Origin of the sequence: Actinoalloteichus sp. AHMU CJ021, from assembly GCF_002895405.1 — a bacterium.
GTDB classification, from domain to species: Bacteria; Actinomycetota; Actinomycetes; order Mycobacteriales; family Pseudonocardiaceae; genus Actinoalloteichus_B; species Actinoalloteichus_B caeruleus.
The window spans coordinates 4657220-4683282 of record NZ_CP025990.1 but is presented as its reverse complement, the minus strand read 5'-3'; the positions used below and the strand labels follow the sequence as shown (position 1 = coordinate 4683282).

The 26063-nt window shown below is 73.2% G+C and carries 21 protein-coding genes; 4 read left to right on the top strand and 17 right to left on the bottom strand.

The window, feature by feature from the left end:
* Nucleotides 1–104 precede the first annotated feature (104 nt).
* On the bottom strand, nucleotides 105–1751 hold the full coding sequence (locus C1701_RS19895; RefSeq protein WP_030225441.1) for a phosphoenolpyruvate--protein phosphotransferase: 1647 nt from the start codon (nucleotides 1749–1751) through the stop codon (nucleotides 105–107).
* A 283-nt stretch (nucleotides 1752–2034) separates the two neighbouring features.
* Nucleotides 2035–4524, bottom strand: a complete 2490-nt coding sequence (locus C1701_RS19890) for an FtsK/SpoIIIE family DNA translocase (RefSeq protein WP_211237582.1) — start codon at nucleotides 4522–4524, stop codon at nucleotides 2035–2037.
* A gap of 264 nt (nucleotides 4525–4788) precedes the next feature.
* Here C1701_RS19890 and C1701_RS19885 point away from each other — a divergent pair, with 264 nt between their 5' ends.
* Entirely contained in the window at nucleotides 4789–5556 is a 768-nt protein-coding gene (locus C1701_RS19885; RefSeq protein WP_030105824.1) for a lysophospholipid acyltransferase family protein, read from the top strand.
* Between the two features lie 617 nt (nucleotides 5557–6173).
* Here C1701_RS19885 and C1701_RS19880 read toward each other — a convergent pair.
* The 5 genes from C1701_RS19880 to thyX form a co-directional block, all read right to left on the bottom strand.
* Nucleotides 6174–9011, bottom strand: a complete 2838-nt coding sequence (locus C1701_RS19880) for an FAD-binding and (Fe-S)-binding domain-containing protein (RefSeq protein WP_337661839.1) — start codon at nucleotides 9009–9011, stop codon at nucleotides 6174–6176.
* A gap of 187 nt (nucleotides 9012–9198) precedes the next feature.
* Entirely contained in the window at nucleotides 9199–10833 is a 1635-nt protein-coding gene (locus C1701_RS19875; RefSeq protein ID WP_103057119.1) for a ribonuclease J, read from the bottom strand.
* Nucleotides 10834–10934: 101 nt separating this feature from the next.
* A complete protein-coding gene (gene dapA / locus C1701_RS19870) occupies nucleotides 10935–11879 on the bottom strand; it encodes a 4-hydroxy-tetrahydrodipicolinate synthase (RefSeq protein ID WP_051314255.1) in 945 nt (314 codons plus the stop codon).
* A 101-nt stretch (nucleotides 11880–11980) separates the two neighbouring features.
* Nucleotides 11981–12280 carry a hypothetical protein gene (locus C1701_RS19865; protein ID WP_051314221.1) on the bottom strand — a complete coding sequence of 100 codons (300 nt, stop codon included), beginning with the start codon at nucleotides 12278–12280 and terminating at the stop codon, nucleotides 11981–11983.
* 140 nt (nucleotides 12281–12420) lie between these two features.
* Entirely contained in the window at nucleotides 12421–13173 is a 753-nt protein-coding gene (gene thyX / locus C1701_RS19860) for an FAD-dependent thymidylate synthase (protein WP_026419982.1), read from the bottom strand.
* Nucleotides 13174–13416: 243 nt separating this feature from the next.
* On the opposite strand from thyX, the gene C1701_RS19855 reads away from it, so the two are divergent.
* Nucleotides 13417–13998: a toxin-antitoxin system HicB family antitoxin gene (locus tag C1701_RS19855; protein ID WP_026419981.1), complete on the top strand. Its 582-nt coding sequence runs from the start codon at nucleotides 13417–13419 to the stop codon at nucleotides 13996–13998.
* Nucleotides 13999–14096: 98 nt separating this feature from the next.
* Nucleotides 14097–15011 carry a DUF4097 family beta strand repeat-containing protein gene (locus tag C1701_RS19850; protein ID WP_051314220.1) on the top strand — a complete coding sequence of 305 codons (915 nt, stop codon included), beginning with the start codon at nucleotides 14097–14099 and terminating at the stop codon, nucleotides 15009–15011.
* Between the two features lie 42 nt (nucleotides 15012–15053).
* On the opposite strand, the gene C1701_RS19845 is transcribed toward C1701_RS19850, so the two are convergent.
* The gene (locus C1701_RS19845; RefSeq protein ID WP_026419980.1) at nucleotides 15054–16289 is read right to left on the bottom strand and encodes a winged helix-turn-helix domain-containing protein; all 1236 of its coding nucleotides are present in this window, start codon (nucleotides 16287–16289) and stop codon (nucleotides 15054–15056) included.
* 291 nt (nucleotides 16290–16580) lie between these two features.
* On the opposite strand from C1701_RS19845, the gene C1701_RS19840 reads away from it, so the two are divergent.
* The gene (locus C1701_RS19840) at nucleotides 16581–17186 is read left to right on the top strand and encodes a GNAT family N-acetyltransferase (RefSeq protein ID WP_103057118.1); all 606 of its coding nucleotides are present in this window, start codon (nucleotides 16581–16583) and stop codon (nucleotides 17184–17186) included.
* A gap of 6 nt (nucleotides 17187–17192) precedes the next feature.
* Here the strand turns inward: C1701_RS19840 and C1701_RS19835 are convergent, their stop codons facing one another.
* The 9 genes from C1701_RS19835 to truB all read right to left on the bottom strand — a co-directional run bounded on the left by C1701_RS19835 (nucleotide 17193) and on the right by truB (nucleotide 25943).
* Nucleotides 17193–17642: a hypothetical protein gene (locus C1701_RS19835; RefSeq protein WP_026419979.1), complete on the bottom strand. Its 450-nt coding sequence runs from the start codon at nucleotides 17640–17642 to the stop codon at nucleotides 17193–17195.
* Nucleotides 17639–18349 (bottom strand): 4-hydroxy-tetrahydrodipicolinate reductase, encoded by a 711-nt coding sequence (gene dapB, locus C1701_RS19830; RefSeq protein WP_051314219.1) that lies wholly within the window; start codon nucleotides 18347–18349, stop codon nucleotides 17639–17641. The genes C1701_RS19835 and dapB overlap by 4 nt, the downstream gene beginning before the upstream one ends.
* Before the next feature lie 59 nt (nucleotides 18350–18408).
* Entirely contained in the window at nucleotides 18409–19749 is a 1341-nt protein-coding gene (locus C1701_RS19825; RefSeq protein WP_026419977.1) for a M16 family metallopeptidase, read from the bottom strand.
* A gap of 82 nt (nucleotides 19750–19831) precedes the next feature.
* Nucleotides 19832–22057 (bottom strand): polyribonucleotide nucleotidyltransferase, encoded by a 2226-nt coding sequence (locus C1701_RS19820; RefSeq protein ID WP_026419976.1) that lies wholly within the window; start codon nucleotides 22055–22057, stop codon nucleotides 19832–19834.
* A gap of 245 nt (nucleotides 22058–22302) precedes the next feature.
* Entirely contained in the window at nucleotides 22303–22572 is a 270-nt protein-coding gene (rpsO, locus tag C1701_RS19815; RefSeq protein ID WP_016699485.1) for a 30S ribosomal protein S15, read from the bottom strand.
* A 316-nt stretch (nucleotides 22573–22888) separates the two neighbouring features.
* Nucleotides 22889–23428: an RNA 2',3'-cyclic phosphodiesterase gene (thpR, locus tag C1701_RS19810; protein WP_030104833.1), complete on the bottom strand. Its 540-nt coding sequence runs from the start codon at nucleotides 23426–23428 to the stop codon at nucleotides 22889–22891.
* A 9-nt stretch (nucleotides 23429–23437) separates the two neighbouring features.
* A complete protein-coding gene (locus C1701_RS19805; RefSeq protein WP_026419975.1) occupies nucleotides 23438–23914 on the bottom strand; it encodes a helix-turn-helix domain-containing protein in 477 nt (158 codons plus the stop codon).
* A 167-nt stretch (nucleotides 23915–24081) separates the two neighbouring features.
* Entirely contained in the window at nucleotides 24082–25035 is a 954-nt protein-coding gene (locus C1701_RS19800) for a bifunctional riboflavin kinase/FAD synthetase (protein ID WP_081715617.1), read from the bottom strand.
* A 68-nt stretch (nucleotides 25036–25103) separates the two neighbouring features.
* Entirely contained in the window at nucleotides 25104–25943 is an 840-nt protein-coding gene (gene truB, locus C1701_RS19795) for a tRNA pseudouridine(55) synthase TruB (RefSeq protein ID WP_245588918.1), read from the bottom strand.
* Nucleotides 25944–26063: the final 120 nt, after the last annotated feature.

Sequence of the window (26063 nt, the reverse complement as noted above, 5' to 3'; positions counted from 1 at the left end):
CCGTCCCGACCACCGGTAGCTGGTCCGCCGGGCCGATGGCGGGTCGGGCCCAGCCCGGGTGCGGCGGACGACCACCACCAGGCCCACCCACCGCTCCCGACTGGTCAGCGCCGGGCGAGTTCCAGCCGGGCGGCGGCCCTGGCGGCCGAGGGCTCCGCCGCCGCCAACGCCGCCTCGGCCGCCGCCCGGCAGCGGGCCAGGTCCACCCCGGCCAACCGGGCGCCCACCGGCGCCAACGCCGGGTGGTTCATCGACAGGCTGCTGACTCCCAGGCCGACGAGGACGGCCGCCAGGTCGGGATCCGCCGCCGCCTCCCCGCAGACACCCACCGGCTTCCCGGCCGCCCCGGCGGACCGCCCGAGCAGGCGGAGCAGGCGGAGCAGGCCGGGCTGCCAGGGGTCGGTGAGCTGGGCGACCGCGCCGAGCTGCCGGTCCGCCGCCAGGGTGTACTGGGCCAGGTCGTTGGTCCCCACGCTGACGAAGTCGACGACATCCAGGATCTCGTCGGCGGTGAGCACGGCCGAGGGCACCTCGACCATCACCCCCACCCGTTCCACCCCCGCCGCCCTGGCCCGGGCCGCGAACCACGCGGCCTCGGCCGGCGTGGCCACCATCGGGGCCATCACGGAGACGACCGCTCCGCTGTCGGTCGCCGCGGCGACGATGGCGCCCAACTGCCTGTCCAGCACGTCCTCGTGGACCCGTCCGAGCCGCAGCCCGCGCACACCGAGCGCCGGGTTGGGCTCCCCGTGCTGGTCGAGGAACGGGATCGGCTTGTCGGCCCCGGCGTCGAGGGTGCGCACGACCACCGGCTTGCCCCGGAAGGGGGCCAGGACCCGCCGGTACGCCTCGTGCTGGTCCTGCGCCGAGGGCTCCCGGGTGGCCCCGAGGTAGCAGAACTCGGTGCGGAAGAGCCCGACACCCTCCGCGCCGGCCCGGACCGCCTCCGCCGAGTCCGGTGCGGACCCGACGTTGGCCAGCAACGCCACCTGGTGGCCGTCCGAGGTGCGGCCGACCCCGTCCCAGTGCGCCTCCGGCGGCCGGTCGGCGGTCACGACGGTCACCTCCGGGGCCGCCTCCACCACGGTGCCAAGGCCCCCGTCGACGACGAGGGCGGCGGGGTCCAGCTCCAGCACTCCCTGGCAGGCGACCACGGCCGGGATCCCCAGGGAACGCGCGAGGATCGCCGTGTGGCTGGTGGGACCGCCCTCCTCGGTGACCAGGGCGAGCACCACCGACGGGTCGAGACCGGCGGTGTCCGCGGGAGCGAGGTCCCTGGCGAGCAGCACGCTCGGCTGGTCCAACACCGGGATGCCCGGCGCCGCCCGCCCGAGCAGTTCGGTGACGAGCCTGTCCCGGACGTCGATCACGTCCCGGGCCCGTTCCGCCATGTAGCCGCCGGCCGCGCGCAGCGCGGTGACGAACTCCTCGGCGGCCTCGTGCACCGCCCTGGCCGCGGGCAGCGGACCGCTGGCCACGAGCTGTTCCGCCTTCCCGAGCAGGGAGGGGTCCTCCGCCATCACGGCGGTGGTCTCCAACACCTCGGCGGACTCGCCCTCCGCCCGCGCGGCCTGGGCACGCAGGCGACCGGCCACGGCGGCGCCGGCCGGCCGGATGCGGGCGGCCTCGGCGGTCGGATCAACGGGCGGCGGGCCGGCTGGCGGATCGAGCACCGGTTCGGTGATCCGCACCACCGGCCCGGCTGCCCGTCCCGGGCTCACCCCGACTCCGTTGAGCACGACCTCGGCCATCGGCGGACTCCCTTCCGTGGTGTGCCCGCACGCTATCCCGATCCGAGTGGTCTGGACCAGTGCCCCGGGCCGAGCGTCGCGACCGGTGACCCCGAACGTCCCAGCGCGACCGGCACCGAACGGCCCAGGGGAACCAGCGGGTAGCGACGCGTCGCGTCCCCTCGGCCAGGCGACCTGGACGGGAGCCGGGACGCCGCGCGGGCACCCATCGCCCTGCCCCCGACCGACGTCCCCGCCACCACCGGTACCGCCCGCCGGCGGTGACCCCCGAGACGACGGACGGTCAGCCCGCCGGTTCCTCCGCCGGCGGGGCACCCTTGATCGAGGCCATCAGACCGCCGAGGTCCTCCGGTTTCACCAGGACGTCCCTCGCCTTGGACCCTTCGGAGGGGCCCACCACTCCCCGTGTCTCCAACAGGTCCATCAGCCGACCCGCCTTGGCGAAACCCACGCGCAGCTTGCGCTGCAGCATCGAGGTCGACCCGAACTGGGAGGTCACGACCAGTTCCGCGGCCTGGAGCAACACCTCGAGGTCGTCACCGATGTCAGGGTCGATCTCCCGCTGCTCACCCGGCTTGGCGGCGGTGACACCCTCGGTGTACTGGGGCTGGGCCTGGTCCTTGGTGTAGGCGACGACCTGGGAGATCTCCTCGTCGGACACGAAGGCGCCCTGCATCCGGGTCGCCCGCGAGGCACCCATCGGCAGGTACAGGCCGTCGCCCATGCCGATGAGCTTCTCCGCCCCCGCCTGGTCCAGGATCACGCGGGAGTCCGTCAGCGAGGACGTCGCGAAGGCGAGCCGCGAGGGGACGTTGGTCTTGATGAGCCCGGTGACGACGTCCACGCTCGGCCGCTGGGTGGCGAGCACCAGGTGGATACCGGCCGCGCGCGCCTTCTGCGTGATGCGGACGATCGCCTCCTCGACGTCCCGGGGGGCCGTCATCATCAGGTCCGCGAGTTCGTCGACGATCGCGAGGATGTACGGGTAGGGCCGGTACTCCCGTTCACTGCCCGGCGGCGTGGTGATCTCGCCGTCCCGGACCTTGCGGTTGAAGTCGTCGATGTGCCGGACCCGATTGGCCTGCATGTCCTGGTAGCGCTGTTCCATCTCCTCCACGAGCCAGGCCAGCGCCGCCGCCGCCTTCTTGGGCTGCGTGATGATGGGGGTGATGAGGTGCGGGATCCCCTCGTACGGGGTCAGCTCGACCATCTTGGGGTCGATCAGGATCATCCGGACCTCGGTCGGGGTGGCCCGGGCCAGCAGCGACACCAGCATGGAGTTGACGAAGCTCGACTTGCCCGATCCGGTGGAACCCGCGCACAGCAGGTGCGGCATCTTCGCGAGGTTCGCGGTCAACATGTGGCCCTCGATGTCCTTGCCCAGGCCGATCACCAGGGGATGCGCGTCCCCCAGGGCGGTCGGCGAGTGCAGGACGTCCGCCAGGCGCACCATCTCCCGGTCGCTGTTGGGCACCTCGATGCCCACGGCGGACTTCCCCGGGATGGGGGCCAGCAGCCGGACGTTGTCGGTCGCGGCCGCGTAGGCGATGTTCTTGGTGAGCGCGGTGATCTTCTCGACCTTCACGCCAGGGCCCAGCTCCACCTCGTACCGGGTGACCGTCGGCCCCCGGGTGAACCCGGTGACCCGCGCGTCGATCTTGAACTGCTCCAGGACGCCCTGGATGGCGTCGATCATGGCGTCGTTGGCGCGGCTGCGGGCCTTCGGCGGGTCGCCAGCGCGGAGCAGTTCGGGCGGCGGCAACCGGTAGTCGCCCTCCACGGCCCGGACGGTGAAGGGCGTTCCCTTCGCCCGCTCGGCGGTGCCGGCGCCGGTCTCCTGGTCGGCGGCCGGCGGGTGCGCGACCGCACGGGCGGCGGCCGCCGCTGCGGCTGGCCGGGCCGGCTCGGCGGCCGCGACCTCCTCGGCCTCCCCGGTGTCGCCCACCGGATCCGCGTCCTCCCGCGCGGCCGCCCGGCGGCGGGGGCGGCGGGCGGGCCGGTCCTCCTCGGGCTCAACGTCCTCGCGCGTCCCGACCTCGGCCGCCCGGGTACGGCGGGGTCGTGGGCCGCGGCTGGGCGCGGGTTCCTCGTCACCGACGAGTTCACGCCACCGCTCCGGGATCCGGCTGACCGGCGTCCCGGTGAAGACGAGCAGCCCGAAGCAGACGATCAGGGCGAGTAAGGCGATGGCGACCGGACCGGTGAGGCCCTGCCCGAGCGGCCCGCCCGCCACGAAACCGATGACGCCCGCCGACTCCCGCCAGGCGGCCGGTTCCTGGGGCGCTCCGGTGGACAGGTGCAGGATGCCGAGAGCGGCGAGCCCCATGAGCAGCGATCCGAGGACGTGGCGCATCCGCGCGTCCGGAAGGGACTGGTGCCGGAACATGGCGATGCCGGTGCCGAACAGCACGACCGGGACCACCGCCGCGGCCAGGCCCGCGAAGCTGCGCAGCGCGACGTCGACCCACTCGCCGACCGGACCGCCCGCCCGCCACCACACACCGGCGGCGGTGACGATCGCCAACGCGATCAACACCATGGCCGCGCCGTCCCTGCGGTGCGCCGGGTCGAGGTCCCGGGTGCGGCCGACCGCCCTGGCCATGCCACCGACACCGCGTGCCAGCACCGACCAGCCGCCCCGGACCCCCTTGGGACGGCTCTTCTTCCGGGCGGCGGCGGAGCGGGACCGGGTGCCGGACCGGGTGCCGCCGGACTTCGACGAGCCGCCCTTCCGGTTCGAGCTACGTCCTGTCGTCGTGGTCCGGCCAGCCATGCCCCATACCGTAGTACGCCGTACCGCTGGTCACACGAACCACAACGGACCCGGCTCCGCCTGGGACGAGCTCGTGCCGTGGCCGGCACGAGGGGTATCCCGGTTGGGTGACCTCCGGCACTGCTGCCATGCTGCTGCGTCATGGTTGCACTCGCGCCCAGGCCGACCGGTTCGGCACCGCGAACCAGGTACCCCGTCCCGCCGGCTCGGCCGGTCCCCGCTTCCGGAGGGCGCTGGCACGTCCCGCCGCTCTGGCGGGCGTTGATGCCAGTGGCGAGCCTCCTCGTCGGACTGACCGGCAGGCTGGTCGTGACCGGGGACGTGCCGGCCAGGCTGCGGGGGCGGCCCCTGTTGCTGGCGGCGAACCACATCGGGAACTTCGACGTGCTGGTGCTGGTCGCGGCCTGCCGCCGCATCGGGGTGGCGCCCCGTTTCATGGCGACGGGCGGGCTGTTCGACGCCCCCGTGCTCGGTCCGGTGATGCGCCGCTGCGGCCACGTGCGGGTCAACCGGGGCAAGGACACGGCGGGGGACGCCATCGGCACGGCGGTGAGCGCCCTGGGCTCGGGCGCGCCGGTGCTGGTCTACCCGGAGGGGCGCATCAGCCTCGATCCGGGCCTGTGGCCGGAGCGGGGCAAGACGGGGGTCGCCCGGATCGCCCTGGCCTCGGGGGCTCCCGTGGTACCGGTGAGCCAGTGGGGCGCGCACGAGGCGGTGTGCTGGGGCACGCTGCGGATCGAGAGCCGGGCCGACCTGTGGATCCTCTTCCGGTCGTGGTTCCAGGCCATGCGCCGGCGTCCCACCTTCCGGGTGCACTTCGGTCACCCGGTCGAACTGTCCGGACTGGAGTCGGGCCGCCCCGGCGACGCCGTGCGGGCCCGGGACCGCATCATGCGGGCGATCAGCAGGGGCCTGCGCCCGCTGCGCCACCGGGAACCGCTGCGCCCCGCGTTCCACGACGGGACCCGACCGGTGACGGGCCGCAGCCCGTGGTCCCCGGAAGCCGACCGAGAACGGGCCAAGGCGGGCTGAGGACAGTACCGGTGGCCGCACGGCCGGCGGCCCACCCCGCCGGCCGCACCGTCAACTCGCCGACCCAACCGCACCACCCCCAGCGTGCGGGGACGACGCCAACGACTTCACGAACTTGAAGCAGGAGGCCGGAACAGCCCCGCGTGCGCGGGGACGACGTGTTCGGTGACTCCTTCGACTTCGGGATGTTGGGAACAGCCCCGCGTGCGCGGGGACGACACGGCCCGGGAGGAACAGTGTCCCCCGGTTGTCGAGGAACAGCCCCGCGTGCGCGGGGACGACACTTTCCGACCTGCGGCGTTAGGGGCGGCACGCTCGGTTCTCGTTCACTTTTCCGAGCACCTCACGCCGCCGCGTCCTCGTCCGGTCAGGGTATCCGCACTCGGCGAGCTGGTAGGGCCACCGGTTCCGCGCGTTGACGCCCAGGCTCCACGTCGCACGCCGCGCCCCGACGGCCCTGGCCGCCCCGAGCACCGTGCTCCGCCCGGAGAGGAGGCCGCGTGCAGTCCTGCTCCCGGGCCGGGAACGGCGGGCGACGACACGCGTTCGTCCCGGGCTGGTCCGGACGGAGCCCGCTCTCCTCGCGCCCGCTGGCCTCCCCAGCCCTCCGCGACCCGTCAGCTCGCCGGCGTTCCGCCCCGCGTTGCCGCCGCCCGCAGCGCGTCCCGCAGCACCTCGGCGAGGTGCGAGGAGTCCCGCCCCAGGCCCTGGGCGAGCTGCGTCCGGCAACTGAACCCGTCGGCGAGCACCAGGGTGTCCGACTCGGCTGCCCGCACGGCCGGGAACAGCGAGTCCTCGGCGCAGGCCATCGACACCTCGTGGTGTCCCTTCTCGAAGCCGAAGTTCCCGGCCAGTCCGCAGCACCCGTCGACGAAGTCGGCCCGCACCCCCACGTGGTCGAGCAGCGTGCGGTCCGGGTCGGTGCTGAGCACGGCCGACTGGTGGCAGTGGGTCTGGGCGACCGCTGCCCGCTCCGCTCCTCGGGGCAGCCAGTCGAGGTCGTCGGCGACGAGGAGTTCGGCGAAGGTGCGGACTCCTTCACCGAGCCAGCCGGTCCCGGGCAGGAGTTCGCCCAGGTCGGTGCGGAGGGCGGCGGTGCAGCTGGGTTCCAGGCCCACCACGGGGACACCTGCCTGGACGTAGGGGGCCAGGACGCGGGCGGTGCGACGCATCACCCGCCGGGCGATGCCGAGTTGCCCGGTGCTCACCCAGGTCAGCCCGCAGCACACCCGTTCCCTGGGCAGCTCGACGGTGTAGCCGGCGGCCTCCAGGACCTCGACGGCGGCCCGGCCGACCCCCGGGCTGAAGGTGTTCGTGAAGGTGTCCGGCCACAACAGCACCCGGCGTCCGCCCGCGGCGGGTGGGCGCGGGGCGCGGCGCCGGAACCAGCGGGTGAGGGTTTCGGGGGCGAACACCGGGAGGTCCCGGTGGGGGTCCACTCCGCCGAGTCGGCGGACGGCCGAGGCGACCGGGCGGGCCGACAGCGCCGCGTTGAGGGGGCGGGCGAACGGCTGGGCCAGCACCGCCAGCGCTGGCAGCCACCCCATCGAGTAGTGGGCGGCGGGCCTGATCCGGTTGCGGTAGTGCTGGTGGAGGAACTCGGCCTTGTAGGTGGCCATGTCGACCTCGACCGGGCACTCGGAGCGGCAGGCCCGGCAGGACAGGCACAGGTCCAGGACCTCGTGGACCTCCTCCGCGCGCCACCCGTCCCGGATGACCTCGCCGTGCAGCATCTCCACGAGCGCCCTGGCCCGGCCCCGGGTGGAGTGGCGTTCGTCGCGGGTGGCCCGGTAGCTGGGGCACATCACGCCGCCCCCGGTGTTGCGGCACTTCCCCACTCCGACGCAGCGGCGGGCGGCGGCGACGAAGGAACCACCGTCGTGGGGGTAGCTGAACATGGTGTCCACCGGGACGGTGACGGTGTCCTCGCTGGGCCAGCGGAGGTTCGCGTCGAGGGGCAGCGGGTCGACGATCTGGCCGGGGTTGAGCAGCCGGTCCGGGTCGAAGACGGCCTTGAACTCGCCGAACGCGTCGATGACCTCCGCCGGGTACATGCGGGTCAGTAGTTCGCCGCGTGCCTGGCCGTCGCCGTGCTCGCCGGAGAGCGATCCGCCGTACCCGGCGACGAGGTCGGCGGCGTCCAGCATGAACTCGCGGAAGCCGCGCACCCCGGTCGAGCTGATCAGGTCGAAGTCGAGGCGGACGTGGATGCACCCCTCGCCGAAGTGCCCGTAGTAGATGCCGCGTCGCCCGTGCTGCCCGAGCAACGCCTCGAAGTCCCGCAGGTAGTCGCCGAGCCGTTCCGGGGGAACGGCGGCGTCCTCCCAGCCCGGGTAGCCCTCGGTGCCGTCGCTCATCCTCGTCGCGATGCCCGAGCCTTCCTCCCGGATGCGCCACAACGCCCGCTGGTGGGCGGACTCGGCGAGGACGACGGCGGGAACGTCGAGGTCGCGGGCCAGCCCCTCCGCGCGGAGCACGGCCTCCGCCCGGGTGTCGCCGCCGGTCTCGCAGTACAGCCAGGCGTTGCCGTCGGGGAGGGATTCGGTGGCGGCGGAGGGGCCGTGGACGGCGCGGTGCGCCTCCACCAGGGCGCGGTCGACGCTCTCCACGGTGAGCGGGCCGTGGGGGAGGATGGCCGGCACGGCGTCGGCGGCGGCGAAGGCGTCGGGGAACCCCAGCACGGCCAGCACGCGCACGGCGGGCGGGCGGATCAGCCTGACGGTGGCGCCGAGCAGGGTGACGCAGGTGCCCTCGCTGCCCACGAGCGCGCGGGCCAGGTCCTCCCCGTTCTCGGGCAGCAGGGCGTCGAGGGCGTACCCGGACACGCGGCGCGGCAGGGTGGGCAACCCGGTGCGGAGGGCGGCCCGCCGCCGGTCGACGAGGGCGCGCAGGGGTCGGGTGAGGGGGCCGGCCGAGTCGAGGTCGGACACGGTCAGCCGGGTTCCGTCGGCGAGCAGCACGTCGAGGTCGACGACGTTGTCCGCCGTGGTCCCCCAGGCGACGGCAGAGGAGCCGCAGGCGTTGTTGCCGATCATCCCGCCGATGGTGCAACGGCTGTGCGAGGACGGGTTGGGGCCGAAGGTGAGGCCGTGGGGCAGGGTGGCGTCGCGGAGGTCGTCGAGGACCAGTCCGGGTTCGACCCTGGCGGTCCCCCGGTCCGGGTCGAACTCGAGCAGCCGGTTGAGGTGGCGGGAGTGGTCCAGGACGACGCCGGGACCGCAGGCCTGCCCGCCGATGGAGGTCCCACCGCCCCGGTGGGTGATGGGGACGCCCTGCTCGGCGCAGACGGCGAGGGTGGCGGCCACGTCCTCGGCGTCGCGGGGCAGGACGACGGCTCTGGGCACGTGCCGGTAGTTGGAGGCGTCGCTGCTGTAGACCGCTCTCGTGGCGGAGTCCGCGAGGACCTCGCCCGCGACCCGGGCCCGGAGTTCCTCGGCCAGCCCCACCGTCACCACCGCCTCACCGTGTGCGTGTCGTCCCGCGATGGTGATCACAGTCCGGCGGCGAAGGCAAGCACCGGGCTGAGTGCGTCGCGGCCGGGACGGGACGGGCGGGACGGGAGGGGCGGGGCGGGAGGGGCGGGGCGGGGCGGGTCGTGGTGGCGGGGAGCCGGGCCGGACGTCGCCCGGCCCGGCTCCTCGCTCAGACCGGGAGGACGGTCGGGACGATCATCGGCCGACGCCGGTAGGTGGCGGCGACCCAGCGCCCCACCACGCGCCGCACCGCCTGGGCGATGCGGTGGGTGTCGTTGATGCCCTCCGCCTCGGTGCGGGAGAGCTCGTTCTCCACGAGGGAGACGACCTCGTCGAGCGCCTTCGGGTCGTCGGAGAACCCCCGCCCGGAGACGGTGGGCGGGGCGACGGCGCGCCCGGTGGCGGCCTCCACGGCGACGGTGATGGCGATGAAGCCGCCCTCGCCGAGGATGAGCCGGTCGGACAGGGTGGACTCGCCGACGTCGCCGACGGAGAGGCCGTCGACGTAGACCTGGCCGACCTCGACGCGCCCGGTGCGGCCCGCCAGGCCGTCCACGAGGTCGACGACGACGCCGTTCTCCGCGAGGACGACCCTGTCGGCGGGTACCCCGGTGAGTTCGGCGAGTTCGGCGTTGGCCCGCAGGTGCCGCCACTCGCCGTGCACGGGCATGACGTTCGTGGGGCGCACCGCGTTGTAGAGGTAGAGCAGCTCGCCGGCCGAGGCGTGCCCGGAGACGTGGACCTTCGCGTTGGCCTGGTGGACGACGTTGGCGCCGAGGCGGGTGAGGCCGTTGACGACGCCGAACACGGCGGTCTCGTTACCGGGGATCAGCGAGCTGGCCAGGACGACGGTGTCCCCTGGTTTGATGCTGATCTGGCGGTGTTCTCCCCTGGCCATCCTGGAGAGCGCCGAGAGCGGTTCGCCCTGGGAGCCGGTGGAGACGAAGAGCACCTGGTCCTCGGGGAGCCGCATGGCGGCGTCGAGGTCGACCAGGAGGCCGTCCGGCACCTGGAGCAGACCGAGGTCGGCTGCGACGCCCATGTTGCGGACCATCGAGCGGCCGACCAGGGCGATGCGCCGGCCGTGCGCGACGGCGACGTCGAGGACCTGTTGGACGCGGTGCACGTGGCTGGCGAAGCAGGCGACGATGACCCGTTGGGTGGCCTTGCCGATGACGCCGTCCAGCACCGGGCCGATGTCCCGTTCGAGGGGGACGAAGCCGGGCACCTCGGCGTTGGTGGAGTCGACGAGGAACAGGTCGACGCCCTCGTCGCCGAGCCGCGAGAACCCGCCCAGGTCGGTGAGTCGTCCGTCCAGCGGTACCTGGTCGAGTTTGATGTCCCCGGTGTGCAGCACGGTCCCGGCGGGTGTGCGCAGCGCGACGGCCAGCGCGTCCGGGATGGAGTGGTTGACGGCGAAGAACTCGCAGTCGAAGGCACCGTGCCTGGTGCGTTCCCCTTCCCGCACCTCCCGCATGTGGGGGGTCTGCCGGTGTTCCTTGCACTTGGCGGCGAGCAGGGCCAGCGTGAACCGGGAACCGACGACGGGCAGGTCCGGGCGCAGTCGCAGCAGGAAGGGGACGGCGCCGATGTGGTCCTCGTGCCCGTGGGTGAGGACCAGCGCCTCGATGTCGTCGATGCGGTCCTCGATGGCGCGGAAGTCCGGGAGGATCAGGTCCACGCCTGGGGCGTCGTCCTCGGGGAAGAGGACACCGCAGTCCACCACCAGCAGCCGGCCGTCGTACTCGAAGACGGTCATGTTCCGTCCGACCTCGCCGATGCCGCCCAGGGCGACCACCCGCATCCCGCCCTCGGCCAGTGGTGGTGGCGGGCTGGTGGGGCCGGGTCCCCGGTGCGGTGGCAACGCCTGGTCGGGTGCGGTCAGCGGTGGCAGGGAGGTTTCGGTCACTGGCTTGCCACCCCCGCGACGGTGTCGGGGTTGACCAGGACGAGGCCGGCCTCCCACAGGTCGGCGGTGATGAGCCGCACGTCCTCCTCGGAGGCGGGTGGCAGCGGGAGTCGGGGTTGGCCCGTCTCGTAGCCGCAGAGCCGCAGCGCCGTCTTGCTGAAGATCACTCCGCCCAGCTGGTTCATCGACCGGTACACGGGGAGGAGGCCGTGGTGGACCTCGCGCGCCTTGGCCAGGTCGCCGCCCTCGAAGGCGTCGAGCATGACGCGGAGCCGGTCGGCGACGACGTGGCCGATCACGCTGACGTACCCGACGGCGCCCACGGCGAGCCACGGCAGGTTGAGGGGGTCCTCTCCGGAGTAGTAGGCGAGGTCGGTGGTGGCCATCACCTCGCTGCCGGCCCACATGTTGTGCTTGGAGTCCTTGACCGCGAGGATCCTCGGGTGTTCGGCGAGGGTGCGCAGCGTGTCGACCTCGATGGGCACGACGGAGCGGGGCGGGATGTCGTAGAGCATCACCGGCAGCTCGGTCGCGTCGGCGACGGCGGTGAAGTGGCTGACCAGCCCGTCCTGGGGCGGTCGGGAGTAGTAGGGGGTGACCACCAGCAGGCCGTGCGCACCGGACTTCTCGGCGTCCCTGGCGAGCTGCGTCGAGTGCGCGGTGTCGTTGGTGCCGGCGCCGGCCACGATGGTGGCCCGGTCGCCGACGGCGGCGACGACGGCGCGGATGAGCTCGGCCTTCTCCTTGTCGGTGGTGGTGGGGCTCTCCCCCGTGGTGCCGTTGACGACGAGACCGTCGTTGCCCTGGTTGTCGATCAGGTGTACGGCCAGTTCCTGGGCCAGGTCGAGGTCGAGGGCGCCGTCGGCGTCGAACGGCGTCACCATTGCGGTGAGCACCCGGCCGAAGGGCCTGCCGGGCGAGGCGGTGGGACATCCGGTCATGCCCATGACGCTACCGCCTCACCCCCGGGTCGGGCGGCAGCGGCAGGCGACAGCTCGCCGTGTGGAACCCGGCACCGCGCGTGCCCGCCCTCGTGGCGGGTTCACGGGCGCTGGCCAGCGGGTTCACCCTCCACGAGGTAGCCGGCGGCGGCGAGGGCCCGGCGGGCGCCCGGGAGGCGGTCGGACGTCACCAGCGGGTAGTCGGTGTCGAAGGTCGACACGGCGAACAGGGCTGACGCCGGCCTCGGCGAGGGTGGTGGCCAGGCCGGCGAGCACGCCGGTGAGGGAAAGGTCCGGGGGCCGTCGACGGCGAGCAGCCGCCAGCCCGGTTCGACGGCGGGTGCGGTGGGGGCGCCCGCCGCGGGGCGCACCACCGACAGCTCCGCCTCGGTCCTGGTCAACCGACACCAGGCCCGGACCGGCCAGGGCGGCCGGGGGTGTCGGGTGGGTAGCGCGGGATCAGGTGGTCGCGTGGGTCGGTGGTGAGCCGGAGCGGTCGGTGGGCCGGGAGGCCGTTCCCGGTGCCCGAGGTCGCCTCGGGTCAGCCCTCGGTGACGTAGGGGCTGGAGGCGATCTCGGTGCCGTCGGGCAGCGCCGAGATCTCGAAGTCGCCGAACACGTTGGGCACCGCCTTGTGGAGCTGGCGGAGGCACTCGACCGCGAGCGCGCGGATCTCGACGTCGGCGCTCTCGGTGGCCCGCATGGCGATGAAGTGCCGCCAGGCGCGGTAGTTGCCGGTCACCACGATGCGGGTTTCGGTGGCGTTGGGCAGGATCGCCCTGGCGGCCTGCCTGGCCTGCTTGCGGCGCAGGGTGGCGTTGGGCAGGTCGGCGAACTTCTCCTCCAGCCCGGCGAGCAGCTCGTTGTAGGCGGCGACGCTGGCCTCGGCGGCGGCCTGGAACCTCGCGTGGAGCTCGGGGTCCTCGGCGATGACGTCGGGTTCGACCATCGCGGCCTTGCGCTCGGGCACGTACCGCTGGGAGAGCTGCGAGTAGGAGAAGTGGCGGTGCCGGATGAGCTCGTGGGTCAGCGAGCGGGAGACGCCGGTGAAGTAGAAGCTGACGGTGCCGTGCTCGAGGACCGACAGGTGGCCCACCTCGAGGATGTGGCGGAGGTAGCCGGCGTTGGTGGCGGTGGCCGGGTTGGGCTTGCGCCAGGACTGGTAGCAGGCGCGGCCGGCGAACTCGGCGAGCGCCTCACCACCCTCGGCGTCCGTCTCCCAGGGCACGTCGGCCGGCGGAGTGAACTCCGTCTTGGCGATCAACTGCACCTTCGGCGACACCAGCTCGGTCACGGCCCAACGACTCCCTCAACGATCGGCTCCGGACCGCTTCCCGATCCGGGCGGCGGCTTGCAGCCCGCCCGGCAGCCTAACCGCCCTGCTCTCGGGGCCTTCGAGGTGGGAGGAGGAGCCCGATCGGGCGGGGGTCCGGCGAGGGTCCGACACGGCGACGACACCACCCACCCTCCCCTGATGACACCACCTGTGCGTCAATTTCTCCTTGAATGACGCCATCGGTGATGTCATAGTGGTGTCATGGATCTCTCACCGTACGTCGCTCAACTGAGGAAGGACCTCGCCTCGGCGGCCTCCGCCGGGGACGAGGAGACCAGGCGGGCGGCCACGCTGCTGGCCGGAGCGGTGGAACCCGCGGTCCGACTGGCGCTGATGAACGCGCTCTCCGACCTCGCCGCCGAGGTCACGTCGAACCTGGACGACCACGTCGTCGACGTGCGGATCAGCGGGCGGGACGTCAACGTCGTCGTCACCCCGGTCGGTGGTCCCGCCACCGAGTCGGCCGAGCACCCGGAGTCCGCTCCCCCACCCCCGCCGCCCCCGCCCCCGCCCCCCGCCGAGGGTGACATCAGCCGGATCACCCTGCGACTGTTCGACGAGATCAAGTCCAAGGCCGAGCAGGCCGCCGCGACGCAGGGCGTCTCGCTGAACTCGTGGGTCGCCCAGGCGGTGCAGGGTGCCCTGCACGGCCCCTGGAGCGGTCAGGCGCACCGGGGAGGTCCACCTCCCCGGGGTGAGCGGCCCGGCGGGCAGGAGGACCGGCGTGGGACCGGGCGGGACCGGGACGGCGACGGCGGGGTGCACGGCTGGGTTCGAGGCTGAGCCCTTCCTCCCCCCTGCCGCCCGCACCGAGGGCGCCGCGCGCGCCCCTCACCCACCCCCTCCCCGCCTCCAAGGCGACGACGACCGTGAGGACGACGATGACGACCGACAGCGACCACGACGGGCAGGCCAGGCAGGCCCGGTACCGACGGGTGGAGTTCGAGGCCGACGGGCCCGTGGACCTGGACATCGGCGTCGCCGACTGCGACGTCACCGTCGAACTCGGCGGTGCCAGCGGCGGTAGCGCCGAGCTCCGACACGCTCCCGACCGGGGGGCCGGGTGGGCCGGCGGCCTCCTCGACATCGTCGGCTGGGCCACCGAGCGGGCCGAGGGCGACTCGGTCGACCTCGCCGCCAAGGCGATCGAGCGCACCCGGATCGACCACGGTGACAACCGGCTCCTGGTCCGTTCACCCCAGAGCCTGCCGCTGCGGTCAGTTCCGATGTCCCTGCTGGTGCGGGTACCCAGCAGCTCCAGGGTGACCGTGCGCACCGAGACCGGGGACGTCACCGTGACCGGGGAGGCCGCCGGGCTGGACCTGCGGGCGGGCACCGGCGAGGTGCGCGCCGACGCCTCGGACGGCCGGGTGGACGTCGGCAGCGGCGCTGGGCGGGTCCGGCTGACCCGCGTGCGGGGCGAGACGACGGTGCACAGCGGGGCCGGCGAGGTGGAACTCACCGAGGTGAGCGGGCGGACCGCCATCCGCACCGGCCTGGGCAGGGTGCGGTTGGGCACCGTGCGCGGCGACGTCACGGTCCGCTCCGGCGCCGGCGATATCACCGTCACCGAGGCCGTCGAGGGCAACCTGCGGCTGACCACGGGCACCGGCCAGCTCCGGATCGGCATCGCCAGGGGTGTGCACACCGAACTCGACGTGCACGCCCCCCTGGGCGGCTTCCGCAGCGCGCTCGCCGTGTCCGACCGCCCACCCTCGGACGGCGAGGTCGGTCTGCGCGTACGGGCCAGGTCCGGCATGGGTCGGGTGCTCGTGGCCAGCACCGGGGACTCCTGACCGCCGGTGAACCGGCGGGCCCCGCACGGGCCGCGGGCGGGGTCAGCCCCCGTCCGAACCCGCTACGGCCCGGGCGAGGGGATCCGCGAGGTCCCCTCGCCCTCCCACCACGACACCGTCGAGCTCCAACCACTCCGCCATCTCCCGCAGGGCTCCCGCGAGCTCCGCGGCGGTCCTGGCCACCGGTCGGCCTTCCTCCAGGAACGCCCCGGGAACCCGCAGCACCCCGGCGGCCCGGTCCGCCTTGAGGTCGACGCGGGCGACGAGTTCACCGTCGAGCAGGAACGGGAAGACGTAGTACCCGTGCACCCGCCTGCTCTCGGGCACGTAGATCTCGATGCGGTAATGGAAGCCGAACAGCCGCTCCGCCCGCTCCCGTCGCCAGATCAGCGGGTCGAACGGGCACAGCAGCGCGCGGCCCTCCACGCGACGGGGAACGCTGGCGCCCGGCAACCGGTAGGCGGCCCGGTCCCAGCCGCGCACCTCGACGGCCTCCAGCGATCCGGCGTCCACCAACTCCGCGACGGCCGCCTTCGACGCCGAGGTCGGCAGGCGGTAGTAGTCACGCAGGTCTGGTTCCGTGGCGACGCCGAGGGCCCCGGCCGACCGCAGCACCAGTTCCCGCGCGGCCTCGTCCCGGTCCGGCGGGGTCCGGGCGAACGCGGTCGGGGGGAGCACCCGTTCGGGGAGGTCGTAGCGCCGTTCGAAGGACCGCCGGGTGCCGGTGGTCAACGCGCCCACCCCGAACAGGTACTCGCACATGTTCTTGGTGTCACTCCGGTTCCACCACCCGCCGCGCGACCCCGAACCGGCGCCCGTCAGCTCCCGTTCCAGCGCGCCCGCGCTGATCGGTCCCAGGCGTTTGACCGCGTCGAGCACCTCGTCGGCGAGTCCCGGGGAGCGTTCCTCCAGCGCCGCCCGGTGGTGCTCGTACCGCTGGCGGTAGGCCTCCCGCCGCCAGCCCAGGAGTGGCCAGTCCGCGACGGGCACGAGGCTGGCCTCGTGCGCCCAGTCCTCGACGAGCAGCCGGGGCCGGGCGGGGCTGTCGGTCCAGGCGGCGTCGTCGAGCAGCGCCCGGTCGTAGGGACCCAACCGACTCAGGACCGGCATGTAGTGGGCTCGTACGGCGACGTTGACCGAGTCGAGCTGGAGCAGCCTGACCCGCTTCAGCACCCGCTTGAGGTGGTGCCTCGTGGGTCTGCCGGTGGGTCGGGCGTCGGTGAACCCCTGCGCCCCGAGCGCGAGCCTGGTCGCGGCCGAACCACTCATCGTCTGCACAGTCCGGGGATGCTGTCACGGGGGACCGACAACCACGGAGGCGGCCCACCGGCTGGCGCCTTCTCCCACGCCCTCTGGCCCGGGGACGGGCGACAGGGTCCGCCGGGTCCCACCCCCGCGGAACTCCTCGGCCCGGCCCGCGCGCCGGCGTCGCACCACCCCGCCCTTTCCGCGCTCGGGGACCTCGCCCCCGTGCCGCGCCCTGCCGAGAACCCCGACCCGTCGGGGTGGCGCCGCGACGGCCCCGCCCGGGGGCCACTCGTCCGGGCGGTGCGGGATACGTTGGTGCGCATGGCCGTAGCCGATGTTCGACCAGCCGTGACCGCGGACGCCAGTGAGATCACGAGGATCCAGCGGGTCACCTGGCAGGCCGCCTACGCGGACCTGCTGCCGCCCGAGGTGCTGGCCACCCTGGACACCCCGGACGCCGAGGAGGCGTGGCGGGAGGCGCTGGCCCAGCCGACGGCCCGGGTGTTCGTCGCCACCGAGGGCGAGTGGACGGTCGGGTTCTGCGCCGCCGGGCCCGCGCCGGCCGAGGCCGTCGCCTCCGCCGACGGCGCCCTGCCCGAGGACTCCGACCGGGTGGGGCTGGTCAGCGTGCTCCTCGTGGAACCCCGTTGGGGGCGGCGAGGGCACGCGGGACGGCTGCTGGCCGCCGCGGGCGAGGCCCTCCGCGGCGAGGGGGCGGAGCGGGGGGTGACCTGGCTCCCCCAGTCCGACACCGCGTCGGAGTCCTTCTACCGGAAGGCCGGTTGGGAGCCGGACGGCACGGCCCGCACCCTCGACGCGGGTGGTCGCCCCTTCCGGGAGGTGCGGCTCACCGGCCCGTTGGACATCCCGCTCGTCGAGCGGGGCGGCGGGGCCGGTGGCGTCCCGTCGGACGCCGACCCGAGGTGAGCGGCCTCAGCCCGTCGTCCCACGTTCCAGGTCGACCGCGCGCCGCATGGCCTCCCGGGCCCGGCGGCGGTCGCCGGCCAGGTCGTAGGCCCTGGCGAGTTTGAACCAGCTGCGCCAGTCCCCCGGCGCCTCGTCGAGCTCGGCCCGCCGGGCCGCGAAGAACTCGTCGGCGGCGTCCCGCTCGATCCGGCCGGAGGGCATGGTCGGCAGGTGGGACTCGTCGGGAAGCCCTCCCTCGGCCACGATGCGCTCCCCCAGCCGGGCCGTGCGGGCCCCGAACCGCCAGGTGGCGACGACCATCCACACCCCGAGCAGCGGCAACGCGAGCACCGCCGCACCGAGGAGCACGGCGACCGGGTCGCCGGAGGTGACCAGCAACCACGCCCGACCGGCCAACAGGACCAGGTAGACGACGAGGGCCGCCGTGAGGACGACGGCGGCGGCCCGAGCCCTCACCGGAGCCCCAACAGCGGGTCGATGCCCACCGTCACCCCGGGCCGGGCCCCGACCTCGCGGACGGCGAGCAGCACACCGGGCATGAACGACGACCGGTCCACCGAGTCGTGCCGGATGGTGAGGGTCTCCCCTTCCGACCCGAAGAGCACCTCCTGGTGCGCGACCAGCCCGGAGAGGCGGACCGAGTGCACGGGAACCCCGGCGATGTCGGCGCCCCGGGCCCCGGGCACCTGCTGGGTGGTCGCGTCGGGGGCCGCTCCGAGGCCGGCGTCCCGCCGGGCTCCGGCGATCAGCCGGGCGGTGCGGTCGGCGGTGCCGGACGGCGCGTCGACCTTGCGCGGGTGGTGCAGTTCGATAATCTCGGCCGACTCGTAGTGCCGGGCGGCGAGCTCGGCGAACCGCATGGCGAGGACGGCGCCGATCGCGAAGTTCGGCGCGACGAGCACGCCCACCCCCGGGTGCTCGGCCACCAGCTCCGACAGGCTCGCCAACCGCTCGTCGTCGAACCCGCTGGTGCCGACGACGGTGTGGATGCCGTGGTCGACGCAGAACCGGATGTTGGTCATGGTGACGTCGGGCCGGGTGAACTCCACCACCACCTGGGCGCCCGCCCCGGTGAGCCGCTCCAGGGGGTCGCCGGAGTCGAGCGCCGCGACCAGTTCCAGGTCCGGGGCGCCCTCCACTGCCTGGCACACCTGGGAACCCATCCGGCCCCGAGCGCCGATCACCCCAACCCGAACCGGTCCGGACTGCTGGTCAACAGTGCTCACCTGATCACCTCGTGCACTTCGGCTGGGAGTTCGTCGGGGTGAGAGTACGGGCCGACCACGGCGACGCTGAGCGGGCGGCGCAACAACTCCGCGGCCAGCGCGGACACGTCCTCGACGCGGACCGCGTCGATCATGGCCAGCTCCTCGGAGACCGGCAGGTGGGTTCCGTAGTTCAGTTCGCCCTTGCCCAGGCGGGACATCCGCGACCCGCTGTCCTCCAGGCCGAGCACCAACCCACCCCGGAGCTGCCCTCGTCCTCTGGCCACCTCGGCGTCGGTGAGGCCGCCCTCGGCGACGTCGGCGAGCACCGAACGCACGACCCGGACCACCTCACCGAGCCGCGCCGGCTGGCAACCGGCGTAGACGCTGAAGCTGCCGGTGTCGGCGTAGGAGGCCACCGACGAGTAGACCGAGTAGGCCAGGCCACGCCGTTCCCGCACCTCCTGGAAGAGCCGGGAGCTCATGCCGCCGCCCAGGGCCGCGCTGAGCACCCGCTGCGTGAACCTGCGGTCGTCGTGCCGGTGGATCGAGGGCATGCCCAGCATCAGGTGGGCCTGCTCGCTGTCGGCGTGTTCGAGGACCAGGCGTCGCCGGCCGGGGATCTCCGCGACTCCCCGCCGCGGCCCGACCGGCACCTCCGCCCCGGCGAGCCGCCCGGCGAGTGCCTTGCCGACCAGGGTCACGACCTCGTCGTGGTCCACGTTGCCGGCCACCGCCACCACCATGTGCGGGAGGGTGTACCGGCGGCGGTAGAAGCCCTGGAGGGCCGAGGCGGTCATCCCGGTGATGGACTCCTCGGTGCCCAGCACCGGGCGGCCCAGGGCGTGGTCCCCCAGGACCGTGGTGCAGAACGCCTCGTGCAGGAGGTCCTCGGGATCGTCGTCGCGGATCGCGATCTCCTCGAGGACCACGCCGCGTTCCACCTCGACGTCCCGGGGGCTGATCAACGCGTCGAACACGACATCGCAGATCAGGTCCACCGCCAGCGGCAGATCGCTGTCGAGCATGTGCGCGTAGTAGCAGGTGTGCTCCTTGGCGGTGAAGGCGTTCAGCTCACCACCGACGGCGTCGGCCTCCTCGGCGATCTCCGCTGCGGTCCGGCGCGCCGTGCCCTTGAACAGCAGGTGCTCCAGGTAGTGGGCGGCGCCGGCCACCTCGGGTTCCTCGTCACGAGAACCCGTTCCGACCCAGATCCCCACCGAGGCCGAGCGCACTCCCGGCACCCGCTCGGTGAGCACCCGCAGGCCACCGGGCAGGACGCTGCGGCGGACGAGGTGCCCGTCGGGTCCGCTTTCCAGCACCGTTCCGCCGTCGAGCGACGAGGCATTGGCTTCCATCCAACTCACCACCGGGACTCCACGCCAGACAGGTGACCGCGGGCGCCTCCGGAGGCGCCCGCGGTCAGGGTGTGCCACGTCGTCACTTGTCGGCGGGCGCCTCGGCGGGCTCGCTGCTCGCCTGCTCCTCGTCGGACACGAGGACCAGGCTGATCTTGCCGCGGCTGTCGATGTCGGCGATCTCCACGCGGAGCTTGTCGCCGACCTTGGCCACGTCCTCGACCTTGCCGATCCGCTTGCCGTTGCCGAGCTTGGAGATGTGGATCAGGCCGTCCTTGCCGGGCACCAGCGAGACGAAGGCCCCGAAGGCGGCCGTCTTGACGACGGTCCCGAGGAAACGCTCACCGACCTTCGGCAGCTGCGGGTTGGCGATCGCGTTGATCTTGTCGATCGCCGCGTCCGCGGACGGGCCGTCGCCCGCGCCGACGTAGATCGTGCCGTCGTCCTCGATGGAGATGTCGGCGCCGGTCTCCTCGGTGATCGAGTTGATCATCTTGCCCTTCGGGCCGATGACCTCACCGATCTTGTCCACCGGGATCTTGATGCTGGTGACGCGCGGGGCGTAGGGGCTCATCTCGTCGGGCCGGTCGATCGCCTCGGTGATCACCTCGAGGATGGTCACCCTGGCGTCGTAGGCCTGCCGGAGCGCCTGGGCCAGCACCTCCGAGGGGATGCCGTCGAGCTTGGTGTCCAGCTGGAGGGCGGTCACGAAGTCCTTCGTGCCGGCGACCTTGAAGTCCATGTCGCCGTAGGCGTCCTCGGCACCGAGGATGTCGGTCATCGCGACGTAACGGGTCTCCCCGTCGACCTCGTCGGACACCAGACCCATCGCGATGCCGGCCACCGGGGCCTTCAGCGGAACACCGGCGTTGAGCAGGGACAGCGTCGACGCGCAGACCGAACCCATCGAGGTGGACCCGTTGGAGCCGAGCGCCTCCGACACCTGCCGGACCGCGTACGGGAACTCCTCGCGGGTGGGCAGCACCGGCACCAGGGCGCGCTCGGCGAGCGCGCCGTGGCCGATCTCCCGCCGCTTCGGCGAACCGACCCGACCGGTCTCACCGGTGGAGTAGGGCGGGAAGTTGTAGTGGTGCATGTACCGCTTGGTGGTCTCGGGCGCCAGCGTGTCCAGCGTCTGCTCGAGGCGGAGCATGTTCAGCGTGGTGACGCCCAGGATCTGCGTCTCACCCCGCTCGAACAGCGCGGAGCCGTGCGCCCGGGGGATCACCGACACCTCGGCGCCGAGGCTCCGGATGTCGGCCAGGCCACGGCCGTCGATGCGGACCCGGTCCCGCAGCACCCGCTGCCGGACCAGCTGCTTGGTCAGGGAGCGGAACGCGGCCGAGATCTCCTTCTCCCGACCGGCGAAGGCCTCGCCCTCACCGACGCCGACCTTCTCGACCGCGGCCTGCTTGACCTCGCTGATGCGGTCCTCGCGCTCCAGCTTGCCCGAGATGGTCAGCGCCTGCGCAAGGTCGGCCGAGGCGACCCGCTCGACGGCCTCGTAGGCGTCCTGCTCGTAGGCCGGGAACACCGGGAACTCCAGGCGCTCCTTGCCCGAGGAGTCGGCCAGCGACTGCTGGGCCTCGCACAGCACCCGGATGAAGGGCTTGGCGGCCTCCAGGCCCTGGGCGACGACCTCCTCGGTCGGGGAGGGGGCGCCCTCGCCGACCAGCTCGATCGTGCGCTCGGTGGCCTCGGCCTCGACCATCATGATCGCGACGTCGTCACCGACGATCCGGCCGGCGACGACCATGTCGAAGACGGCGTCCTGGAGCTGCTCGTGGGTCGGGAACGCCACCCACTGGCCCTGGATGAGGGCGACGCGCACGCCGCCGATCGGGCCGGAGAAGGGCAGACCGGAGAGCTGGGTCGACGCCGAGGCGGCGTTGATGGCCAGCACGTCGTACAGGTCGCCCGGGTTCAGGCTCATCACGGTGACGACGACCTGGACCTCGTTGCGCAGCCCGTCGACGAAGGAGGGCCGCAGCGGCCGGTCGATGAGCCGGCAGGTCAGGATCGCGTCGGTGGAGGGACGGCCCTCCCGGCGGAAGAACGAACCGGGGATCCGCCCGGCCGCGTACATCCGCTCCTCGACGTCGACGGTGAGCGGGAAGAAGTCGAAGTGCTCCTTCGGCTGCTTCGAGGCGGTGGTCGCCGACAGCAGCATCGTCTCGTCGTCCAGGAAGGCGGCGACGCTGCCGGCGGCCTGCTTGGCGAGCCGGCCCGTCTCGAAGCGCACCGTCCTGGTGCCGAACTTCCCGTTGTCGATCGTCGCGGTGACTTCGGTGAAGTCGTTGTCCGTCACAGGTTCTCCTCATCTGCGACGCGTCCGACGCCACCAGGGGTCGCGGTCCACTCGAGGCCGGTCTTCGATCGAAGCTCCCGGGCCGAGCTGCCCGAAAGCCACTACCGAGGACCGGCGGACAGGTCTCCCCGTGGTCGGTTCGGCGCGTTCGCTCTGTGGTTGTCTCCGCCCGGGGGGACCCGGCCGGTGTCGTTCTATGTGCCGAGGGGGAGCAGCCGACTCGGCTGCTCCCCCTCGGCCTGGCGTCATCGACGCAGTCCGAGCCTACTGATCAGGGACCGGTAGCGCTCGATGTCCACCTTCGTCAGGTAGTTGAGCAGCCGGCGGCGGCGGCCGACCAGCAGCAGCAGACCACGACGGGAGTGGTGGTCGTGCTTGTGGGTCTTCAGGTGCTCCGTCAGGCCCGTGATGCGCTTGGTCAGCATCGCGACCTGGGCCTCGGGGGACCCGGTGTCGCTGTCGTGCAGGCCGTACTCGCCGAGGACCTGCTTCTTCTCGTCGGTGGACAGTGCCACGTGTCATCTCCTCACAGATTTCCGTGCGGCCCCTGGACACGGTGACGACGACCCCAGCCCGGACGGAGGACACACCGACGTCGTCGGCACGGCCATCCGCCCTGTTCCCGCTGGTTCCCGTCGGCTCCTCATGCAGGTCATGCGCCTGGTCGCGCAAAGCCACGCCGGGGTAAGACGGTCACGGCCGCCACGGAACGCAGCCGGACCCGGCCGTCACGATAGCACTCCCCACGTCAGAACGTACGTTCTGGCACGCGGACGCATCCCCCTCCGCTGGTCACGACGCCCGTCGGTCCCCGCTGCCCCGGGAGGGCGCTCACGGCGCCCCCGGAGGAGGGCCCAGGGCGATCCGCTGGTAGGCGGAGTAGCGGGGACGCTCCCGAGCGTCGCTGCGCACGACCAGGACCTCCTCGGGGGTCCACCACCGGCCGGCGTACGACCTCAGCGCCGTCAGCGCTGCCAGGTCGGGGGTCGCGCGCCGGGGCCACCGGGCGAGGGTGACGTGCGGCCGGTACTCCCCGGGGTCGGACTCCCCGACGGCGGCCACGAGGGCCGACAACGCCGCCTCGTCCTCTGGGCCCGCGCCCTCGACCCCGGCCCAGAGCACGCCGGGGAAGACCCCGGCACCGGCGATCCGCACCGTGGGGGCGCGACGACCGCCGAGCGCGGCCCGCAGTCCCGCCGCCAGCCTGGCCGGGTCGGTCACCTCACCGTGGAAGCCGAGGGTGACGTGCCACTCCCGTTCCGGCACCGGACGAGCCGGGGCGGGGACGACCGCCCGCTCGCCGGGGCGGAGGGCGGCCGCGAGATCACGAACCACGTCGTCGGGTGGCCACAACGCGGTGAACAGCCGCACGGGACCCCGTCACTCCCTGGCCGCGTAGCGCAGCAGCCGGGCCAGCTTCGGGTACTTCTCCTCGATCAGCTCGGCCGCGCCGACCAGTTCGTCGAACGAGGCCGTCTTCGCCAGGAAGGTCAACGTGACCTGCTCGCCGGTGCCGTCGTCGACGGGCAGCGAGCCCCGCCCCACGGTGGGTCGGGACGCGCGCACCTCGTCGAGCGCCCGTTGCAGGGCCTCCCGTTCGCCGGTGGAGACGTCGGGGGTGAGGACCTTCCGCTCCAACATGACCAACCTGGCCAGCACGGCGGGGTTGCCGATCTTCGCCCGCCGGCCGCTCATCACCTGGCTCAACATCGGCGCGCTGATGCCGAGGACGTCGGCCAGCTGGGCCTGGGAGATGCTGTAGGCGACGACGAGCCGTCGCACGCGGTCACCGAGTGGTTCCCCGTACCACTCGCGTTGCAGCGCGAGGTTGCGCTGGACAATCTGCTGCTCCTCCACGTTCCCGCTCCCTGGCCGTGTCATCGTCGTCAGGCTGGCCACCCAGACGTATCCTGCCAGGTCAGTTCCGCCTCGAGGTGGGCAACCGACAGGTTGGGGCCACGTCACCTCCCCCGCACCCGGCGCCATCGGCCCAGGTGGGCGGTCGACACGAGGAGCGCGGACGGTCAGCGCCCGTCGCCGACCAGCTCCCGGGTCCGGACCACGTCCCGCTCCATCTGCTCGACGAGCGCGTCCACCGAGTCGTACCGCTCCATGTCCCGCAACCGTTCGACGAAGTCGAGTTCCACGTGCTCGCCGTAGAAGTCCTCGTCGGCGTCCAGCACGAAGGCCTCGACCCGGCGCTCCGAACCGGAGAACGTCGGATTGGTACCGACCGAGACCGCGGCGGGGCGGACCCGGGCCGGGTGCGGTTCGGTGCGCTTGCGGTGGCCGAACAGGCAGGCGTAGACCCCGTCGGCTGGGACCGCCGCGTGCGGGGCGGTGGACAGGTTCGCGGTCGGGAAACCGAGGTCACGGCCCCGGCCCTCACCCCGGATCACCACTCCCTCCAGTCGGTGGGGGCGGCCCAGCGCCGCCGCGGCCTCGCCCACGTCGCCCGCCGCGACGCAGGACCTGACGTAGGTCGAGGAGAAGGTCACCCGCTCCGTGGACAGGAGTTCGGTGCCCTCGGTGGTGAAGCCGAACCGGCGGCCCAGGCGGTTGAGCAGGGCGACGTCCCCGGCGGCGCGGTGGCCGAAGGTGAAGTTCTCGCCCACCACCACGGTGGCGACGTGCAGCTGGTCGACGAGCAGCCCGTGGACGAACTCGTCAGCGGGCATCCGCGCGAGCTCCTGCGTGAAGGGGATCACGCAGAAGACGTCGACCCCCAGCTCCTGCACGAGTTCCGCGCGGCGTCGCAGGCTGGTGAGTTGCGCCGGATGACTGCCAGGGCGGACGACCTCGGCGGGGTGCGGGTCGAAGGTCATGACGACGCTGGGGATGCCCTGCTTCCTGGCCTGTTCCACAGCGGTGCCGATGAGTCGCTGGTGGCCCCGGTGCACACCATCGAAGATCCCGATGGTCACCACGCAGCGACCCCAGTTGCCAGGGAGTGATTCCAAGCCACGCCAGCGTTGCATGACACGCAGACTACGACGGCGGTCCGCCCCGCCGCCCCCGGGTGGAGGCGGCGGCGGTCCCGGCCTGGTCAGCCGCCGGAGCCGGCCAGCACCACCAGCGGCCGGGTCACCCCGCCCTCCTCGGTGACCAGCGCGACCACCTTCCCGTCCGGGGCGAAGACCCCGTAGGCACCCCGCCGCCCGGTCGGGGAGAGACGTTGGCCGTGCGCCAGCGCCGTCGCCTCGGCCTGGTTGACCTCGCGCCGGGCGAAGGCGGTGGCCACGGCGTCGTCCAGGCCCATCGACAGGCCGGGTTCCGCCTCCACCTGCTCCAGGGTGCGAGCGCTGACGATGCCGAACGGGCCCACCCTGGTGCGGCGCAGCTCGCCGAGGTGGCCGCCGACGCCGAGGGCCGCCCCCAGGTCCCGGGCGAGCGCGCGGACGTAGGTGCCGGAGGAGCACTCGACCAGGACGTCGAGCTCGGTGGTCGCGGCGAGCCGGCGCACCGCGAGCAGGTCGAAGCGGTGGACGGTGACCGGTCGCGGCGGCAGTTCCACCTTCTCCCCCGCGCGGACCAGTTCGTAGGCGCGGCGGCCGGCGATCTTCACCGCGCTGACGGCGCTGGGCACCTGCTCGATGTCACCGGTCAACGCGGCGATGCCCGCGCGGATGGCCTGCTCGTCGACGTCGGCCGCGGGCGCTTCGCCGAGGGTCTCGCCCTCGGCGTCGTCGGTGGTCGTCGAGGCTCCCAGCCGGATCGTCGCCAGGTACGCCTTGGTGTCGAGCGCGAGGTGCCCGAGGAGCTTGGTCCCGCGTTCCACGCCGAGGATCAGCACACCGGTGGCCATCGGGTCCAGGGTTCCCGCGTGGCCGACCTTGCGGGTGCCGAGGAGGCGGCGGGCCCGGTCCACCACGTCGTGCGAGGTCATGCCGGAGGGCTTGTCCACGACGAGCAGCCCGGAGGGGGCGGTCGGACGACGGTCACGGGAACGGGAGGAACGGTTCGCGCCTGGCACGGGCGCACATACTGCCCTAACCCGCCGTCGGGT